The organism is Bradyrhizobium sp. RDM12 (assembly GCF_051917485.1).
Taxonomy (GTDB): domain Bacteria; phylum Pseudomonadota; class Alphaproteobacteria; order Rhizobiales; family Xanthobacteraceae; genus Bradyrhizobium.
In genome coordinates, this window is record NZ_CM133064.1 from 3,307,933 (window position 1) to 3,327,173 (window position 19,241).

At 59.8% G+C, this 19,241-nt stretch carries 15 protein-coding genes and 1 tRNA gene; 11 read left to right on the forward strand and 5 right to left on the reverse strand.

What is annotated here, in order from left to right:
• Positions 1-78 precede the first annotated feature (78 nt).
• Positions 79-1,323, reverse strand: coding sequence for an ABC transporter substrate-binding protein (locus tag ACTGJ9_RS15995; RefSeq protein WP_456677837.1), 1,245 nt, complete (start codon positions 1,321-1,323; stop codon positions 79-81).
• A gap of 228 nt (positions 1,324-1,551) precedes the next feature.
• Positions 1,552-2,649, reverse strand: coding sequence for an NAD(P)/FAD-dependent oxidoreductase (locus tag ACTGJ9_RS16000; RefSeq protein ID WP_456677838.1), 1,098 nt, complete (start codon positions 2,647-2,649; stop codon positions 1,552-1,554).
• Positions 2,650-2,787: 138 nt separating this feature from the next.
• Here ACTGJ9_RS16000 and ACTGJ9_RS16005 point away from each other — a divergent pair, with 138 nt between their 5' ends.
• The gene (locus ACTGJ9_RS16005) at positions 2,788-4,185 is read left to right on the forward strand and encodes an IS1380 family transposase (protein WP_456673068.1); all 1,398 of its coding nucleotides are present in this window, start codon (positions 2,788-2,790) and stop codon (positions 4,183-4,185) included.
• Between the two features lie 318 nt (positions 4,186-4,503).
• Here ACTGJ9_RS16005 and ACTGJ9_RS16010 read toward each other — a convergent pair whose 3' ends face one another.
• Entirely contained in the window at positions 4,504-5,727 is a 1,224-nt protein-coding gene (locus tag ACTGJ9_RS16010; RefSeq protein WP_456677839.1) for an SMP-30/gluconolactonase/LRE family protein, read from the reverse strand.
• A 239-nt stretch (positions 5,728-5,966) separates the two neighbouring features.
• Here ACTGJ9_RS16010 and ACTGJ9_RS16015 point away from each other — a divergent pair, with 239 nt between their 5' ends.
• From ACTGJ9_RS16015 to ACTGJ9_RS16060, 10 genes are all read left to right on the forward strand, one after another.
• Complete coding sequence (locus ACTGJ9_RS16015; protein ID WP_456678539.1) at positions 5,967-6,212, forward strand: hypothetical protein; 246 nt, start codon at positions 5,967-5,969, stop codon at positions 6,210-6,212.
• A gap of 489 nt (positions 6,213-6,701) precedes the next feature.
• Positions 6,702-8,264 carry a 2-isopropylmalate synthase gene (locus ACTGJ9_RS16020; protein ID WP_456677840.1) on the forward strand — a complete coding sequence of 521 codons (1,563 nt, stop codon included), beginning with the start codon at positions 6,702-6,704 and terminating at the stop codon, positions 8,262-8,264.
• Positions 8,265-8,540: 276 nt separating this feature from the next.
• The gene (locus tag ACTGJ9_RS16025; RefSeq protein ID WP_456677841.1) at positions 8,541-9,542 is read left to right on the forward strand and encodes a TRAP transporter substrate-binding protein; all 1,002 of its coding nucleotides are present in this window, start codon (positions 8,541-8,543) and stop codon (positions 9,540-9,542) included.
• 196 nt (positions 9,543-9,738) lie between these two features.
• Positions 9,739-10,335 carry a Spy/CpxP family protein refolding chaperone gene (locus ACTGJ9_RS16030; RefSeq protein WP_456677842.1) on the forward strand — a complete coding sequence of 199 codons (597 nt, stop codon included), beginning with the start codon at positions 9,739-9,741 and terminating at the stop codon, positions 10,333-10,335.
• A gap of 167 nt (positions 10,336-10,502) precedes the next feature.
• Positions 10,503-10,578, forward strand: a tRNA-Lys gene (locus ACTGJ9_RS16035).
• Positions 10,579-11,009: 431 nt separating this feature from the next.
• Entirely contained in the window at positions 11,010-12,221 is a 1,212-nt protein-coding gene (locus ACTGJ9_RS16040; protein ID WP_456677843.1) for a DUF6884 domain-containing protein, read from the forward strand.
• Between the two features lie 134 nt (positions 12,222-12,355).
• Entirely contained in the window at positions 12,356-13,648 is a 1,293-nt protein-coding gene (locus ACTGJ9_RS16045; RefSeq protein ID WP_456677844.1) for an SIR2 family protein, read from the forward strand.
• 252 nt (positions 13,649-13,900) lie between these two features.
• Positions 13,901-14,350 (forward strand): nucleoside 2-deoxyribosyltransferase, encoded by a 450-nt coding sequence (locus ACTGJ9_RS16050; protein ID WP_456677845.1) that lies wholly within the window; start codon positions 13,901-13,903, stop codon positions 14,348-14,350.
• Positions 14,335-15,039 (forward strand): 7-cyano-7-deazaguanine synthase QueC, encoded by a 705-nt coding sequence (gene queC, locus ACTGJ9_RS16055; protein WP_456677846.1) that lies wholly within the window; start codon positions 14,335-14,337, stop codon positions 15,037-15,039. Before ACTGJ9_RS16050 ends, queC begins: the two co-directional genes overlap by 16 nt.
• An 837-nt stretch (positions 15,040-15,876) precedes the next feature.
• Complete coding sequence (locus ACTGJ9_RS16060; RefSeq protein WP_456677847.1) at positions 15,877-17,142, forward strand: reverse transcriptase domain-containing protein; 1,266 nt, start codon at positions 15,877-15,879, stop codon at positions 17,140-17,142.
• Positions 17,143-17,212: 70 nt separating this feature from the next.
• Here the strand turns inward: ACTGJ9_RS16060 and ACTGJ9_RS16065 are convergent, their stop codons facing one another.
• Both ACTGJ9_RS16065 and ACTGJ9_RS16070 read right to left on the reverse strand, forming a co-directional pair.
• Positions 17,213-18,298 (reverse strand): tyrosine-type recombinase/integrase, encoded by a 1,086-nt coding sequence (locus tag ACTGJ9_RS16065; RefSeq protein ID WP_456677848.1) that lies wholly within the window; start codon positions 18,296-18,298, stop codon positions 17,213-17,215.
• Positions 18,299-18,573: 275 nt separating this feature from the next.
• Complete coding sequence (locus tag ACTGJ9_RS16070) at positions 18,574-19,221, reverse strand: hypothetical protein (RefSeq protein WP_456677849.1); 648 nt, start codon at positions 19,219-19,221, stop codon at positions 18,574-18,576.
• Positions 19,222-19,241 lie beyond the last annotated feature (20 nt).

Below are 19,241 nucleotides of genomic sequence, written 5' to 3' on the forward strand. Positions count from 1 at the left end.
AACGTCTTACTGGAGGAAAAGTGCTGCGGGATACCGCAAATGGAAGCTCCCGGGAGGTGGTCCCGGGAGCATGTCCGATCAGTTGCTGAGCTTGATGAAGCTCGGGAACTTGATGTCGACCTTGGCAACGTCCTTGGGCCAGACGGCGCTCTGCTTGCCGTCCTGCCATTGCAGCATCAAGCCGGTGATGAGGCCCTTGCCGTATTTGATCGAGTGCGTAAACGGATCGTCCTTGCCGTAAAACTGGACGCGGCCGATCGTGCCTTCCCAGTCGGTCTTCTCCAGCGCGTCGACCAGCTTGTCCGCATCGGTCGAGCCCGCGCGCTTCACGGCGTCGGCGATGTAGTAGACCTCGTCATAGGCGGTGTAGCCGGCATAGGACGGGTAGTTGCCGAACTTCTTCTTGAAATTTTCGGCAAAGGGCACCGACTTCGGCGTCACCGCGACGCCGGGCCCGGAGACGCCCTGATAGAGCACGCCTTCGGCGGCCTGATTGGTGTCCTTGCCGAACGTCTCGTTGGTCGCCTGCGAGGAGATGCCGAACATCGGGATCGGCACTTGCTGGTTCTTCCACTGCACCGTCGGCTGCACGCCGACATGGGAGATGCCGGTGATGATCACGTCGGGTTTCGAGCCCTCGATCTTGTTGAAGATCGGCGTGAAGTCGGTGGTATCAGGCGAGAAGCGAATGTGGTCGAGCACCTTCAGCCCGATCTTGGGCAGGCACTCCTCGTAGCCGACATCGAGCGGCTTGGTCCAGGCGGCGTCCTCGCTCATGATGACCGCCGTCTTCATGTGCAATTTGTCGACGAGCAGGTCCTTGGCGCCGTCACAGACGGAGAGTGCCAGTGCGGCCGACGTCAGATAACCGTGGAAGGTGTACTTGTTCTTTTCGTAGTCGGCGTGGACGCTCTTGCTGATCTCGTTGGAGGCAGCACCGGGCGTCACGAACGGCGTCTTCAGCCGCGAAGCCCAGGGCTCCAGCGCCAGCACCACTTCGCTGATGTAGCTGGCGATGACGGCGTTGACCTTGTCCTCGTTCACCGCGCGCTGGAAGGCGCGGACCGAGTCGGCCGAGGAGGAGTGATTGTCGTAACCGATGATCTCGATCTTGCGGCCGTCGACGCCGCCATTGGCGTTGATCTCGTCGGCGGCGAGCTGCGCCGCCTGCGGGATCGATGCGCCGGCAATCGCCTGCGCCTCGGCGATCACGCCGATCTTGATCGGATCGGCCGCAAAGGCCGCGCTTGACGCAGCCAGCAATGCGCCGGTCGCGGCCGCACCAAGCACACTTCGCAATGCACCAGAGACTGCGTAATTCATGTTGTTCTCTCCCTTGAACCAAGCTTCTTTGAGCTATTGGCGGGACTATAGCGACGAGAGAATCCGCGGCAAGTGAAACTGTATTCAGGACTGTACGTTGAGGACTAAAGTCTAGCGTTTGCGCAAATATCGGGCAAAGCGGATCAGTATTCCGCACGTAGCCATGCGGATTTTGGCGGCGGGCATGCACGAGCATTCGAGGCCACAAGAAAGGGGTTGCTGAGCTGCTCAGCGCGCTTGAAGCAGCGATGGATCGAGCGGTGCGAGCCGAGCGGGATCGAACGGCGTGAGATCCACCTGGCGCGTTCCGCCTTCGGCGATGAGCTGCGCCATTGCCTCGCCGGTCGCGGGCGCATTCAGGATGCCCCACACATTATGTCCGGTTGCGACATAGAGACCGTCGCTCTGCGGCACCCGGCCGATCAGCGGCAGGCCGTCCTCGGTCACGGGACGGAAGCAGGCCTGCTGCGCGATGACCTTGTCGGGGCGAAACAGTGGCGACAGCCGCTCCGACATGGCTTGCAGGCGCGCAATCGCATCGCGGTCCGGCGTCACGGCCGCCGGATCGAGCGGCAGCGGCGCGACGTCGGACAGCGCCGTGATATGCGTGCTGCCGTCGGCGCGTGGAAAGACCTCGATCGACACGCCGCCGCCATCCGTCTCGCATTCCAGGAACAACGCATTGGCCGGCACGTTGGGGCCGATGTCGTAGACGATACTCGGGCTGCGCTGGCCGTAGACAGCGGGCAGGCTCATCCATTGCGCCGCGAGCAGCGACCATGGTCCCATCGCGATCACGATGGCATCCGCTTCGATGGTGCTGCCGTCGACCGCGATGCCCTTTGCACGCGTCGCATCGCGGACGATGCCGGTGACGCGGCTAAGGCGAAGTTCGGCGCCTTGCGCGAGCGCTGCGTTCATCACGGCGGAAGTGAATTTTTTCGGATGAACGATCGCAGTCGTCTCGATCGTGCCGATGCGCTGTGCGATGACGACGCCGTCGCTGAGCCAGCCGAGCGCGGATGGCGTATTCCGGCGCGGATCGCCATCGGGCGCCACGTAGCCGCCATACGTGCTCATCGGGCGGTAGCCCCAATCGCCCGCGATTTCTTCCGGTAGTCGTGCGTGAAGCGCAAAACTGCGTCGCGCCAGCGCATCGAGCGGCGTGCCCGCACACCAGTCGCGCGCGAGGAAGCCGCCGGCCTTGCCGGAGGCCGCGGCCGCCACTTGCGTTCGTTCGACGACGATGACATCGACGCCGTGCCTGCGGAGGAAGTAAGCGGTGCAGGCTCCGATCACGCCGCCGCCGCAGATCACAACGCGCATGGTTGGTTTCCTGACCCGAGCCTATCGTTGCGGGGACAACCTAGCCCGCATTTCTCACAGTGTTGAGGCGCATCGGGGCGCGAATCAGCGAAAGTTCTTTTGCGAGAAGGACTTCGCGGTGATTCAAGGAATGCCCCGATGCCGGCACAGTGTAGCGCAGAACGGTTTGATTTTGGAGAGGTGGAAGGCCGCATCGTGGAAGCGGCTTTTGATGGTGGCCTGGTGACGTCGGATGCGGGCGCGCTGCTGCTGGGCGCGTCTGATCGGGCGATTGATCTGGTGGGGCGCTTTGCCGATTGCTTTCGCGATCATCGCCGGGTGGACTTGATCGAGCACGCAGTCGGAACGTTGGTCGGACAGCGGGTCTTTGGCATCGCACTTGGCTACGAAGACATCAACGATCACGACGAGTTGCGGCACGACCCGCTGATGGCGGTGCTGGCGGGCAAGCTTGTTGCCAGGCGCGAGGACTGCGCACCGGTGGCCGGCAAGTCGACGCTGAACCGGCTGGAACTGGGCCGGGAGGAACCTTCGCGCTATCACAAGATCGCCTACGACGCGGCGGCGATCGAGGCGTTGCCGGTGACGCTGTTCCTGGAGGCGCACAAGCGACCGCCGCCGCAGATCATCCTCGATCTCGACGCCACCGACGATCCTCTGCACGGGCATCAGGAGGGGCGCTTCTTCCACGGCTATTACGACTGCTACTGCTATCTGCCGCTGTACGTGTTCTGCGGCCGGCATCTGCTGGCGGCCAAGCTGCGGCGCGCCGACATCGATGCCAGCGCAGGCAGTGTCGCGGAGATCGCGCGGATTGTCCGGCAAATCCGCGCCCGCTGGCCGTTCGTGCGCATCGTGCTGCGCGCCGACAGTGGCTTTGCGCGCGAGGCGCTGATGGCGTGGTGTGAGCAAAACCGCGTGGATTATCTGTTCGGGCTCGCCCGCAACACGCGCCTGGTCGCCATGATCGAGGAGGAGCTCGCCGCGGCGAGAGCCACAGCCGAGACGACCGGCCAACCGGCACGCCGCTTCAAGGACTTCCAATGGCGTACGCGCGACACCTGGAGCCAGGAGCGCCGCGTCGTCGCCAAGGCGGAGTGGACGCAAGGCGAGGCCAATCCGCGCTTCGTCGTCACCTCGCTCAAGCGCAGCGCGGCGGGCGTGCGGCAGCTCTATGAGGACATCTACTGCGCCCGCGGCGACATGGAGAACCGCATCAAGGAGTGCCAGCTCGATCTCTACGCCGACCGCACCTCGGCCGCCACCATGCGCGCCAACCAGCTGCGGCTGTGGTTCGCCTCGATGGCCTATGTGCTGATCTGTGCCCTGCGGCGCATCGGCCTTGCCGAAACCACCTTTGCGGACGCCACCTGCGGCACCATCCGCCTCAAGCTCCTCAAGATCGGCGCACTGGTGCGCATCAGCGTCCGCCGCATCAGGATCGCCATGGCCTCGGCCTGCCCAGCCGCTCAGCCGTGGGGACACGCGGCTCGTCGCCTGGCCGAAGCCGCCAAGGCTCGCGCCTCGCCGGCCTGACACGCGACGCTGCGACGCGCTCAATCGGCGGCATCACCAACAGGCCCAACGGAGACATTCAAAACCAAATCGCCGGCTGCGCCTTCAGCGCCACGGCTCCCCGTTGCCTTGCCAAATCCTCCTATCCTCCGTCGCTGAGCAATCGGTCGTGTGAGAAATGCGGGCTAGCCCGAATAGCCACGTTCCAGGACGTAACAGCAAATGCCGACAGGCCGATATCGGCCTGGAGACCTCTTCGCCAGACGGGCGACGTCGCACGCATGTTCGAGGCGCCGGCGGAGCACGCTGGCGCCTCGTCGCAATTCGGCTCACGCCTGCTCAGCCCGGCCCTGCACCTTGCGTCGCGGTGAACACCGCGTAGAGCGACTGGCTCGCGGCCATGAACAGGCGGTTGCGCTTCGGTCCGCCGAAGCAGATGTTGCCGCAGACTTCCGGCAGGCGAATGCGGCCGAGCAGCTTGCCGTCCGGCGACCACACCGTCGCGCCGTTATAGCCGACCGCACGACCGGCGTTGCTGGAGGCCCAGACATTGCCGTTGACGTCGCAGCGCACGCCGTCCGGCCCGCACTTGACGCCGTCGATCACGCAATCGGAGAAACTCTTCAGGTTGGACAGCTTGTTGTCGCTACCGAGGTCGAACACGAAAATCTCGCCCTTGCCGCCGGGGCCGGTGTCGCCCGGTCCCTTGCCGGTCGAGACGACATAGAGATTCTTGAAATCGGGCGAGAAGCACAGCCCGTTCGGATCAGGCACCTGCTCCTCGCTGACGACGAGATCGACGCGCCCTGAGGGATCGATGCGATAGCAATTGGTCGGCAGCTCGCGCTTGCCCGGCGTAAAGCCGGCCGGCTGTCCGATCCGCGGATTGAGCTTGCCGGGCGCATTGGTCGGTCCGCCCGCCGTATCGGGCTCGCCTTCATAGAGCTGGCCGCCATAGGGTGGGTCGGTGAACCAATAGCTGCCGTCGGGATGCGCGACGACGTCGTTCGGCGAGTTCAGCTTCTTGCCGTTGTAATTGTCGCATAGCACGGTGGCGGTGCCGTCATGCTCGTAGCGCGTCACCCGCCGGGTCAGATGCTCGCAGGAGAGCTGGCGTCCCTGGAAGTCGAACGAGTTGCCGTTGGAGTTGTTGGAGGGCGCGCGGAACACGCTGACGCGGCCGTCGTCCTCGCTCCAGCGCATCTGCCTGTTGTTGGGAATGTCGCTCCACAACAGATAGCGGCCTTGGGCGCTCCATGCCGGACCTTCAGCCCAGAGCACGCCGGTGTAGAGCCGCTTGATCGCGGTGTTGGGTTGCGCCAGATCGTTGAAGGACGGATCGACCGCGATGACGTCGGGATCCCAGAAATAGGTGGTGGGTGCGCCGTTGGGGCCGAAATCGCGCGGCGGGGTGGTGATTGTCGTCGGCGGCGCCGCAGGGCCGGTCTGGGCCAGCGCGGCGCCTGTTCCTGCCATCGTGGCCGCGGCGCCGAGCGCAAGCCCTTGCACCAGGGTTCGTCGTGAAAACGCAGCATCCTGCTCACGCTGCTGTTGGCGTGTCATTCGCGTCCTCCCAGGTTGTGGTCAGCTGGCCGGTTGATCAGGCCGAGCAAGTGCAAGGTTAGCCCCATTCATCCCCGGTTGCGAGGGCGGCCGGGAATAGAACCGCTATTCGGCACGGTCTGACGCGATAATTCGCGCGGTCGTGGGGGATTGGCGGAGCCCCAGTTTGGACCCGGTCGAGCCTTGACGTCGCCCCTATTGCTGCGCAGAAAACCGCGAGAGAAAGGCCGCAGCCAATGGTGCAGGGTGTCATCACATTGATCGTGTTGCTCGGGATCGCGTATGCGGCCGGCTATTTCACGCGCGATTTGCAGTCCCGCAAACGGCGCGCCGCGGCTCGCCGTTCGCACAGCTACACGCAGCCGGATTGGCTTGGTCCCGTCGTTCCCGCCAACACCAACGAAACTCCGTCCCCTGCCATCGGTGAACTCGGCCAGATGCTGGATCGCTGGGAAAGCAGAGCCCGCTCGCGCCGCGCGGGCTAGCCAGAGACCACCAGTTCGACCTTCGTCCCGGCCTGGCGCGCCCCGAAGGATGGCGGCGAGCGTTGCGCATTGACAGAAGCGGCTTCGCGGTTGGTCCTGCTTTCGCCAGGACCGCACCGTGAAGGGCGGGTCACCCATGCTGACCATCTTTTGGCGTTGCAGTTGCGGCCATTTCTCGTCTAAAAACGACGTACTGAGCCTCCCGGCAACCAAGCGTCAACGGTTTTGCCCGAGGATTTGGGGCTCAAAAGGGTCTGGCAATGCTGATTCGCGGCCAAATTGATGGGATTTCGGGGGAGGTGGCTCTGGCCGCCGCCACGATCCCGGCCGCGCTGCTGCCCACCCTCCTCATTGGCGGGCTTCTTCTTACTTGCCCCTGAGGGCCGGCTGGGCGCCACGCGCCTGGGCGCTCAGGGGTTGGTCGAGATCACCGGACACCTCAAGCGCCCAGCAGACTGACGGCGCGAACGCTCAAAAGGAAATTCGACAATGGCCCTCGTGAACAAGTCCGATAAGGACCGCGTCATCATTTTCGACACCACACTGCGCGACGGCGAGCAGTGCCCCGGCGCCACCATGACCTTCGAGGAGAAGCTCGAGGTTGCCGAACTGTTGGACGATATGGGCGTCGACGTCATCGAGGCCGGCTTCCCCATCACTTCCGAAGGCGACTTCCAGGCGGTGAGCGAGATCGCCCGCCGCTCCAAGAACGCCGTCATCGCCGGCCTGTCGCGGGCGCATCCGGCCGACATCGACCGCTGCGCCGAAGCCGTGAAATTCGCAAAGCGCGGTCGCGTCCATACCGTGATCGCGACCTCGCCGCTGCATATGCGGGTGAAGCTGAACAAGACGCCGGAGCAGGTGATCGAGACCTCGGTCGCGATGGTCGCGCGCGCCCGTAACCAGATCGACGACGTCGAATGGTCGGCCGAGGACGGCACCCGCAGCGAGATGGACTATCTGTGCCGCATCGTCGAGGCCGTGATCAAGGCCGGCGCGACCACGGTGAACATCCCCGACACCGTCGGTTACACCACGCCCGACGAATACACCCAGTTCATGAAGACGCTGATCGAGCGGGTGCCGAACTCCGACAAGGCGGTTTTCTCCGTGCACTGCCATAACGATCTCGGCATGGCCGTGGCGAACTCGCTGGCCGGCGTGGTCGGCGGCGCGCGTCAGGTCGAGTGCACCATCAACGGCATCGGCGAGCGCGCCGGCAATGCCGCGCTCGAAGAGATCGTGATGGCGATCAACGTGCGCAACGACAAATTCCCGTTCTGGAACAAGGTCGACACCACGCAGCTCACCCGCGCCTCGAAGGTCGTCTCTGCGGCGACCTCGTTCCCGGTGCAGTACAACAAGGCGATCGTGGGCCGGAACGCGTTTGCGCATGAGAGCGGCATCCATCAGGACGGCGTGCTGAAGGATGCCTCCACCTACGAGATCATGCGGCCCGAAATGGTCGGCCTGAAGCAGTCCTCGCTGGTGCTGGGCAAGCATTCCGGACGTCATGCTTTCGTGCACAAGCTGGAAGAGATGGGCTACAAGCTCGGCCCGAACCAGCTGGAAGATGCGTTCACGCGGATGAAGGCGCTCGCCGACCGCAAGAAGGACATCTACGACGAGGACATCGAGGCGCTGGTCGACGAGGAGATGGCGGCGTCGCACGATCGAATCAAGCTGACCTCGCTGACCGTGATCGCCGGCACCCATGGCCCCCAGCGCGCGACCATGAAGCTCGACGTCGACGGCCAGATCAAGATCGAGGAAGCCGAAGGCAACGGCCCCGTCGATGCCGTGTTCAACTGCATCAAGCGCCTGGTGCCGCACGAGGCCAAGCTCGAACTGTATCAGGTCCACGCGGTGACCGAAGGCACCGACGCGCAGGCGGAAGTCTCCGTGCGCCTGTCGCATGAGGGACGTGCGATGACGGCGCGCGCGGCGGATCCGGATACGCTGGTCGCCTCGGCCAAGGCTTATCTCGGCGCGCTCAACAAGATCGTCATGAAGCGCCAGCGCGACACCGTGACGACGGCTGCGGCGAGCTGAGGCTGCCGACTTCGCCTCTCCCGCGTGCGGGAGAGGCCGACACGCGAAGCGTGGCGGGTGAGGGCTCTATCTTCTTGGCGTCTCGCTCGCGGAGATACCCTCTCCCCAACCCTCTCGCTCCGGGAGAGGTCGCGCAGCGGCGCTTGCGGCGTTCTCCATGAATAGCAGCCCTGCTAACTGCCAATAGCACGCTTGGACGCCGGCCTGTATTGAAGTGCGTGGCATGAGGATAGGCCGTCCGCGCGCCGGACGGCCCAAGAACAACAGGGAGAGATTATGCGCACCTTCGCGATCGCGGCATCCGTCGCGGCATTGGCCTTGAGCCTTGCCGGCCCCGCCAGCGCCGACCCGATCATCATCAAGTTCAGCCATGTCGTCGCGACCGACACCCCGAAGGGCAAGGCGTCCGAGAAATTCAAGGAACTCGCCGAGAAGTACACCGGCGGCAAGGTCAAGATCGAGGTCTATCCGAACTCGTCGCTCTACAAGGACAAGGAAGAACTCGAGGCGCTTCAGCTCGGCAGCGTGCAGATGCTGGCGCCGTCCAACTCCAAGTTCGGCCCGCTCGGCATCCGCGAGTTCGAGGTGTTCGATCTGCCCTATATCCTCCCCGACCTGAAGACGCTGCGGAAGGTGACGGAAGGCCCGCTCGGCGCGCGGCTGCTCAAGCTGCTCGAACCGAAGGGCATCACCGGCCTTGCCTATTGGGACAACGGCTTCAAGCAGATGAGCGCCAACAAGAAGCTAGTGACCCCGGCCGACTATCAGGGTGTCAAGTTCCGCATCCAGTCCTCGCGCGTGCTGCAGGCCCAGTTCAAGGCGCTCGGTTCGCTTCCGCAGGTGATGGCGTTCTCGGAAGTCTACCAGGCGCTGCAGACCGGCGTCGTCGACGGCCAGGAGAACACCTGGTCGAACATCTATACCCAGAAGATGCACGAGGTGCAGAAGTACATCACGGAGACCAATCACGGCTACATCGGCTACGTCGTGATCGTGAACAAGAAGTTCTGGGACGATCTGCCGGCCGACATCCGCGACCAGCTCTCGAAGGCGATGAAGGAAGCGACCGACTTCAACAACGCGCAGTCGCAGAAGGAAAACGACGACGCGCTCGCCGAGATCAAGAAGAGCGGCAAGAGCGAGATCATCAAGCTCACGCCGGAGCAGGACGAGGCGATGCGCAAGGCGATGGAGCCGATCTACAAGGATGCGGCGAGCCGCGTCGGCCAGCCGCTGATCGACGAGTTCCTGAAGGAAGCCAAAAGCACGACGAACTGATCTAGATGAAATGTGAAGGAGAGCTTCCGTGCAGGCTGCATGGAAGCTCTCTTTGTTACGAATCATGTCCGCCGGTAGCTGAACGGACGTTCAACTGAATGACATCTCTGAAAGAACGCCCTCTCTGTCCAAGTTGTAAGTTGCACACCGGCCTCGCGACCCTCATCTTCAGGGCATCCTTCCAGAGGAGGTTCGTATGAGGAAGTTCACCATCGCTGCCATCGCCGTGCTCAGCATTGCCGGCTCGGGCGCGGTCTATGCCCAATATCATCGCCCGTGGATGGAGCACTTTCGCCACATCCGCATGAACCCCGAAGACCGCGCCGCCTTCGTCGACGCGCGGATCGCCGCGGTCCATGCCGGGCTGAAGCTCAACGCCGACCAGGAGAAGCTGTGGCCGCCGGTCGAGGCCGCCGTGCGCGACCTGGCCAAGCTGCGTATCGACCGCGCCAATGCGCGGATGAACGCAGGCTCGGGTGACGCTGGCAGGAACGGTGACAAGCCGGACGATCCGGTCGCCCGCCTGCGCCAGCGCGCTGACGACATGGGCGCGACCTCGGCCGCGCTGAAGAAGATCGCCGATGCCGCCGATCCGCTCTACAAGAGTCTCGATGACGGCCAGAAGCGCCGCCTTGCCATGCTGACCCGCCACCGCGGCCCGTTCGGCGGCGGCGAGGACGGCCCGCGCCGCCACTTCATGGAGCGCCACATGGACCGCATGATGGAGCGTGGCATGGACCACTTCCGCGGTGGCGACCGTGACGACGGCCCGGATCGGGAAGGGCGTCTTTGAGCGCTCCGGGATTTCCCGGATATTCACCCTGGAAAAGCCGCTGGAATCCAGCGGCTTTTCGCATTTCCGGGGTTGTTGAAGAACCTTGGAAAACATGCCCCACATCGCTTGCCAGACCCGGATCGCTTTGCTAAACGACCGGCCTCGCAAGGCACTGACCGCCTTTCGGGCGCATAGCTCAGTTGGTAGAGCAGCTGACTCTTAATCAGCGGGTCCCAGGTTCGAGCCCTGGTGCGCCCACCATAAATCCCCTCACAAAATCAAGCATCTAACGTCCTACTCACGAAGTACGGAGTGTGAACGTTTAGACGCATTTTGGAGCCATTTAGACGCTCTCGTGCGACAAACGTTCTCACGAACGGTCAATGTCCGAGCCTGAGCCGTTGCTCATCGTGCTCACTCGGCGGGCCCATTCAAGCGATGGTCTAAGTCGCCACGAAAGCCGTCGAACCAGATAGACCTTCGTCGATAAAAAGACCGACGGCTTGACAGGCCGGTCATTAGGCCGCTTCGTCGAACAGTTTACCGCAGCGCAAGAGCTGTGTCGTAAGAGTTCTCGAGAGGGGCCTCCACGCCTCAGGGAATTCTGTCGAAAAGCGGGACTTGCCAACCTCGTCCGATGCACGCAAAGGCAATACTCTATACATTCGCAGTATCGACGACAGGGGGAGCGGATGAGTCCGAAGCAAGTCGCTTCGTTAGAGGAAGGTTCGCCGTCGACCTTGGGTCTTACTCTTATTCGGCGGATGGAGCGGTTAGATCCTAAGAAGACTCATCTCCTAATTTCTTGCAGCAAGACCAAGGGAGACTACAGGGCGCCCGCCGGCGATCTCTATACTTCGGCCTTGTTCGTGAAATCCCGGCGATTGGCCGACGCTTACCATCTTCCATTCGGCATACTATCGGCCAAACATGGCCTGATCGCTCCGGACACCGTCATCGATCCATATGACGTGACGCTGAAGGGAGCCGATCGTGCATTTCGCGACGAATGGGGGCGCCGCACCGCCGAGCAGATCAATGAAGCTTTTCCGAGCGGCAAGCGCCTGATGTTGCTTGCGGGGAACGACTATGTAGAGCCACTTCGTCAAAATCTGCCGCGTTTCGCCCGGCGTGTCGATTTGCCGTTAGAAGGACTATCTCTCGGTATGCGTCTGAGCGTCCTTGATGGCGCCTATCGTATTCGACAGCGACAGATGGCGATAGAAAGGTTCTATCGCATCTTGGAAGGGTTGGCGGAGTCACTGGGAAGCCGCACTCTTGCCGAGGTTGTCTCCGGCGGTCTGCCCCCGAAGGGCGTGTACTTCTTCTTCGATCCAACAGAGCCGACTTCGTTCTCCAAGAAGTTGCCCCGACTTGTGCGTATTGGAACGCATGCCGTCTCGATCGGATCCAAGGCCACGCTGCGCAATCGTCTTAGAACACACTTCGGGACGCGCGACGGTGCAGGTAACCACCGAGCTTCAGTATTTAGATTGCACGTCGGGCAGTCAATGCTCGCACGCGACGGCCGGAACGAGGATTTTCCCAATTGGGGTAAAGGGCAAAGTGCGAACAAATTGATTACGCAGCACGAGTACTCCTTCGAGCGCCAAGTGTCGGCCTATTTGGCGCGCTTACTAGTGCTGCACGTTCCTATCGACGATGATGCTGGCAAGTCGAGCATGCGGGCGGTCATGGAGCATCACCTGATCGCCCTCATGACGGAAGATCGAGCGTTTCTGGAAACTTCCTCGGAGGCCTGGCTAGGCCGGTGGTCCAGCCGACCCGAGATCTCCTCGTCCGGCCTTTGGAACGTTCGTAGTGTTGGCGAACGGGTCGACTTGAAGATAGTTGAATTACTAGAGCGACTCATCGAAAAGTTGCCTTCATTTCAGAAAACTTAGAGCAAGCAATGCCCCGTATTTCTGACTCATTGAAGAGGGCGGTGAAGAGACACGAGAACCTTCCGATTTGGTTGACGCACATGTGGCAGCGACAGCATGAGCATCATCAGCTCTCGCTGTTGCTCGGAGCTGGAGTGTCGATCGACGCCGGTTGTCCTGGGTGGAAAGAACTCGTCAATCGCTTGGCTGCCGAGGAAGGGGTCAAGACTCGAGAACTTAAGCTCCATCGCGAGGACGGTTTTCAAGAGTCCTATCTCACCGAAATGCTATTTCAAACTCACTCGGTAAAAGAAAAATCGCGGCAGCGATCAATGGAGAAGCGGATACTGAAGTTCCAGATATCATCGGCTTGGTATGCGAAGATTCACAAATGTCTCTACGCAGATATAAAGAATGCCAATTTCGATGATCTATTGCAACGTCATACCTATCTTTCTGATCTTGGCGAGCTTGTCTACAAGACGTCGTTTACGGTGAATTTCAATTTCGATGACGTGGTGGACGAAGCAACCTATCTCTACGCCCGCGATAACAAGAAGCCGAGTCCGGAAATCCTGATGGAGCCTCGCTCTGAAACGCGACGCTCCGTCCCCGCAGTCTACCACATCAATGGATACATTCCGCGCGAGGAAATCCGACGACGAAGTGAAACGGTGACGCTCACGGAGGATGCTTTCGCGGATGTCATGCTTTCCACAAATACGATCGCCTCTGAGTTCATCAATGCAAAATTCGCAACTAATACATTTTTGATCCTGGGGTCATCGCTGTCCGATGGTTCACTAAAGAACATGCTTCGTGGTGGCGCCAAAAGAAACGCCGCAAGCCATCACTATATTGTCTACTGGGAAGATCCGAGCAAGCCGCGAACACAGAGACAGCGCGACGATATCTCCGCCGTGAATTTGAACGTCTACAATCTGATTTCAATCTTCCTCAGCTCTGCGGAGCTGAAATGCATGATCAAGATCCTGAACATCTCTGATGCAGACCAATTCGCCGACGAGATTGCAGGTCTTTCTGAAGGCAAGATCTCTCGCCGGTACTATTTGGTTGGACCGGTCGCTGGGGGTAAGTCGTCGACTTTGGCCGCCCTGCGCTGCTTCAGCACTCACGAGGAGTGGTCGGGGCGGCCGCCGGCCGTGATGTACCGCAAGGAAAGCTTACTTACAAAGAAGCAGCAGCAAGAGGTTGACGATTTTCTCTTTCCTCAGCTCGCATCAAAAAACAACAGAATGTCGGGGGCTGGGCCGGGCATACATGTCATGGATCGGGCTTACTTTGATCTGTTCGCATTCTCACAGAACAATCCCAAGGAAGTGCTACGCAAGGCCGAAGAACTCAGGCAGCGCATTACGGGTCCAAGCAGTGGCGGGTTCGCGGACGGTCACATCCTTTTTTCTAGAAGCAGAGAAGAGCGAGCTTAGTCAGCGCATCGCAAGGCGTGGGAAGCCGAAGGGGCGCCTTGGTCGGATTGCGTACGATGCAACGAGCCTGGTGAAACAGTCGGCACATCTAAAGAAGATTTATCGACCCGCCAAGGGCTCTGTTTTCGACACTACGCACGATGACTGTGCATCGGTGGCACAAAAAATTGCCCGATGGATTCTGCTTGGAAAGTATGTTCCTTATGATTTTAACAGACGATTGAAGCAAGTCATCGTTGCGCGCGGTAGCATATGATCTCTAATCGGCCATCCGTTTATCTTGCTGCGCCGCTCTTTTCGGATAGTGAGCGCGCGAGCAATCGTGAAATTGCAAGGCGCTTATCGGGGAGTGCGGACGTCTTCGTTCCTCAGGACGATGGTCTGCTCCTTGTCGACCTCGTTAGTGCAGGCGTGCCCATCGAAGAAGCGAAACGTCGAATTTTTCAGGGCGACATCGCCGCGATCTCCCGTTGTGACATTCTTGTCATCGTGATGGATGGGCGCTCGATAGACGAGGGAGCCTGTTTCGAGCTCGGATATGCGTATGCATTGGGGAAGGTCTGCGTGGGACTAAAGACCGACATTCGATCTCTCCTCCCTATTGGCGACAATCCGATGATCGAGTGCGCAGTGCGCCGTGTGTTTCGTCGATTGGATGAACTTGCCGAATGGCTCTCGGGGGCCTCATGGAAGCCATCTTAAAGCGGTCAGCCTTGGTGCTATTTTCTGGTGGTCAGGATTCGACCACTTGTCTCGCTTGGGCTCTGTCCAGATTTGATCGCGTTGGAACGGTCGGGTTCGACTACGGGCAGCGTCACGCGGTTGAGCTTGAGGCTCGGCAGGCCTTGCTGCGGCGTATTCACTCCGAGTTTCTCGACTGGCGGCCTAGATTGGACTTCGATCATGTTGTTCGACTAGACCTTCTCCGTGAGCTAGGCCGTGAGAGGTTTGGTTCAGGTCCCGTGTCGGTCGCAAATTTTGAGGCCGGCAAGCGATACATTCCAGGGCGTAATCTGCTGTTTGTAACGATGGCTGCGGTAATCGCATTCAGGACCGGCATATCCGAATTGGTATGTGGCGTTAGCGAGACAGAGTACTCAGGATATCCCGATTGTACGGAGAACGCGGTGGCGGCGATGCAGGCAGCTATAAGCGCGAGCACAGGACGGGAGATGATCGTGCATGCGCCGCTCATGCAAAAGACAAAAGCTGGCGTCTGGGGTTTGGCCGCGGAACTTGGTGGGGAAACATTCGTAGATCTAGTTCGGAAGGAGACCCACACTTGCTATGCTGGGTGCCGAGATATCGAGCACGAATGGGGCTTCGGATGCGGTGATTGCGATGCGTGCCGCTTGCGATCGAGAGGGTATTATGAGTTCATCGGGGAATGAGCTGAACCCATCAAATTTGTATCGTATTGATGATCGAAGAGAGGAGTTCGTAACTTTCACAACGCTGGCATCGCCTTTGCGAAGGTTTTGGTGGCCAGAAGAAAGTCAAAATAATTAAGGGAATCAATGCGGCCGAGCAACACGGGTGGCGTTGCACGGATCACCGATCTTGACTGTTGCGGAGCAGTCCAACCGGCGCGTGATCCGGACGAGCGGCAGGATGTTGTCGCCTGGTTTCTGGACCATCCCAAGCGCCGTGAGACATCAAGATCCATCTCATGGGCCCCGGGAGTATTCACTCATGAGCTCACCATGGATTGTTTACGGATCACACGAAAGTCGGGGAAGATGACTTCAGCCGATTGCACAACATCCAATTGAGCTATACGTTAGGGCTATTGGTAACCGTTTCTAACCTCGAACGACCTCCTAGACGTGATTTGTCAGGAGCCGAGCGCGTCGCGCAATAGCGCGCCAGCCGCAAAGCTCCAACAGCCAGAAGATCGGTCTCGGACCATCGGTTGGCGCCGCAAATCAACGGAGGGTCCAATGCCTGCGGTGCATAAGACGAAGAGCCAGGCTAAGGACTTTAACTACGGAGCCGGCAGAGGTCGGGCGCGGCGCGCCAATGCCAAATGTTCACGATTTGTTCTGATCGGCTTGCCGTTCTTGTTTGCCGTGAACTTCGCCGTCGGGCTTTCTCTTGAAATCCAAACGGCAACGTGTCAGGTGCCGAGCGCGTCGCGCAATAGCGCGCCAGCCGCAAAGCTCCAACAGCCAGAAGATCGGTCTCGGACCATCGGTTGGCGCCCGTTCAATCAGGCCTAGGTGCACCCGTTGCTCGACCCTACGCCTGAGCGAACTGCCCCCTTTCCGAAGCCGGTTAAAATACTTTCAAAGAAGAATCTCTTCATAGCTTGGAAAGAATCGCGCGATGCGTCGTCCGATCCAGGCCGGCCAGGACTTGATGGATTGACTGCAGAGCAGTTCGCTTTGCGGGTTGATGAGCGTCTCGCGGCACTCGCCAAGGAACTCCGCACGGGTAAATATTACCCTTCACGATTGAAGTCGGTGTTCATACCCAAACCGAATTCTACAAAAGAACGACTGATCTGCATTCCGGTCATCCGTGATCGCATCGTTCAAAGAGCGATTGTGAACTATTTGGTCGTGAAGGATCGGTTCCCGATAGAAAACGAGTTCTCATTCGGTTTTGTCAAAGGACGTGGTACCAATCAGGCTGTGACGCGAGCGCTTGAGCTTCGACAAAGATACGAATGGTGTTTGAAAACCGACATCGAGTCGTTTTTCGACAAGATAGCAAGAGCTGACGCAAAGCAGCGGGTCAGCAAGGTCCTCAAAGGCAGTAGTATCACGCCGCTAATACATTCCTTTATCGATTGCGAGATAAGGGCCACCTCTCACGCGCGCCAAAGGCTTAGGAAGCAAGGAATAGTGCCCGGGATTGGGTTACGGCAAGGCATGCCGCTTTCTCCCATCCTTGCCAACCTTGTCCTCGCGGATTTCGACTCGTCGTTTAGGAGAGCAGGGATCGAAATGGTTCGCTACGCGGATGACCTGCTGCTCTTCTTTCACTCGAAGGCGGCGGCCGTAGATGGTTTCACGTTTGTGAAATCCCAACTCGGTGCCCAAGGGCTAACGATTCCTGACTTGGGTGGTGAGGACTCAAAATCCCAGATCGTCGCCCCGAAACATCCCGTTTATTTCCTTGGCCTTGAATTGGTTCACCTGGAATCAACGGGCGGCTACGTAAAGCGGGTTGGTCGAAAGCAACTCGCAAAAATTGAACAACGATTGGAGGAAGAGTACAGTTATGACAACTTGCGGAAGGAGAGGATCAACTTTCAGCAAGCTGTAGCTGACCTAGGTCGATCGATTGCTTCTTACATGCGGCTCTATCGCGGGGTGTACGATTATCCTCGTCTCGACAGCGAGCTGAGGCGTATCGCCCGAAAGGTATTGAGCGGAATATTCGAAGACGTCTTCGGCGTGGGTGCCTTGAAGGGGGTGACTGATGATGGGAAGGACTTTTTGGGACTTGGTGCACTAGAATTTCCTGAAGGTGAAGAATTCGAACCTTAGCAGAAGAGCTACGCGGTCGGAAAAAAGGACAGCGCTCGCCCAGCTCGCCAAACGCTGTGCTATCGAACCCTTAGACTTCCGACCCGACGCCGACATTCACGACGTCCGCCAAGAACAGTGCCTCAAGCTTGCGCGCAGCGCTCTCAGCCAACCTCACATCGCGGCCAAGGTAGTGCTTGTCCAGGATGCTTTCGACGTCCTTCAAGCTATGGCCCGTGAACGTCGCGATCTCCGGCACTGTTGAACCAGCCAGCGCCAATCGGATCACTGCCGAACCTCGCAAATCGTGGAACGTCAGATCCTCGTTGATGTTGGCGCTGGCGAACGCTTTGCCCCAAGACGAGCGGAAGCCGTCCTCAGTCCAAGGCTGATCGCGGGTATTCATGAGCATGTAGATGCCGCGCTTCTTGCTGGCATCGAGGTGCGCCCTGAGCGGACCGCTGACCGGGATGGTTACGCGCTTTGCCTTGCTCCTCTTGCCATGACGGATAGTCTTGGACTGGATCAGGCGGATGTATTTGCCGTCGTAATCCGACCACTTCAGCTTGAGCAGATCGCCTTCGCGTTGGCCGGTCCAGAGCGCCAGCATCATTGCGTCGACCAGCGGGGCGGACGAGGTTTCGATCATCCGTTGGATCGCGCTCTCGCCCCAGACCTTCTCCAGACGATCGCCGCTCTCATATAGTCGCCCGCCGCGCTCGCACGGATTGATGCTGATCCGTCCGCGATCCTTCGCGACGGAGAAGATGCGAGCGAGGACAGTCCAAGCATAGTCGGCCTTGCGCGGATTCTCGGCCATGCCGTCGCGCCACTCCTTGAATTCGCCGCGTGCGCCAGGCTCTTCGAGGGCTCCAATAGGCATGTCCCCGAACTCTTCCTCGATCAGCTTGACGTAGCGGAGGTAGTCTTTCTTGGTCTTATCGCCGAGCTGCCTGAACTCAGTGGAGGACTTGAATTCCGCGATCAAAGAAAAGACTACGCCCTTGGGCGGGACCTTTCGCGTGGCTATCTTCTCGTTGAATTCACGGACGAAGGCCTGAGTGCCGTACTGCGCCTTAATCCGGGGGCCGCCCTTCCAGGCGTAATAATATTTAACGACCCGACCGCTCTTCAGCGTCGCCTGTGTCCAATAAAGACCTGCGAGGTTCACCCGCATAGCAACCTTTCCTTATCCGTCATTAGCGCATTCGCGCAGCTTTCTTAGCTTTCCAATCCGCAAGTAGATTGCCCGATACTCCCGCGGAATCGATGCCAGAAGCCTTATCGAGCGCAACATCGATAGCCTTCCGGTCCCATTTGCTCGTGCCAGGGATTGGACCTGGCACGATACCCCGTTGAATCCAAGTATCGAACGCGGAAGTAGTGGCGCAACCGCAGTATCTTGCCGCTTCGGACTTGGACAGTCCCCGTGGTGCTATTTGGAATGCGCTCTCAGCACAGTTGTCGTTCGCGAATTTCATCGGGCGCCGCTGATTGAGATGATTTTGTCGGTCGTTGGACTTGGAGGTTGCCGTCTTGGTCCTCGCAGTAGGTGACGAGCCTGCGCCCTCTGAGAGTTACCTGGTCGGGGCTCGCACCTTCAGCAGATCCACGATGGAGATGCTGATTCAATAGTGCGTCGTCGAGCTGTGGAACGAGTTGTGTGGCCCGGATCCCCAATTCTTGCTCGAGTTTCGAGGGCCGGATTGCTCGGAAGTAGCCTCCGCCACACAGTTTGCACAGTGCCCGAGCGGCATCCTCCGGCATGACTCCGGTCATGGCACAGATATCTTCAACGTTCGCAAAAACGCTCCGGAGCTGGTTATCCGCGAGTACATCGAGCAAAAAGTCAGCCACCACGCAATCTGCACTGTCCATACACGGATCATTCTCGATTTCGCCACGCAAGCCATCATGAGCGATGCGCAGGCACGCTGCGTACGATTCATCGCTTTCCGGCGAGGGGAATGCATCAGCTTCAATCAGAGATGCGAGACATCGCACAGCAGTTCCTGCCGCGCTGCGGGATGGCGCCGCAGCCTCTAAGTAGAGCAACGTCGGCAGCAGTTCTTTGGCGAGAGCAGCAGGATAATAACTCATCGAAGTCTCCATGGTTACGC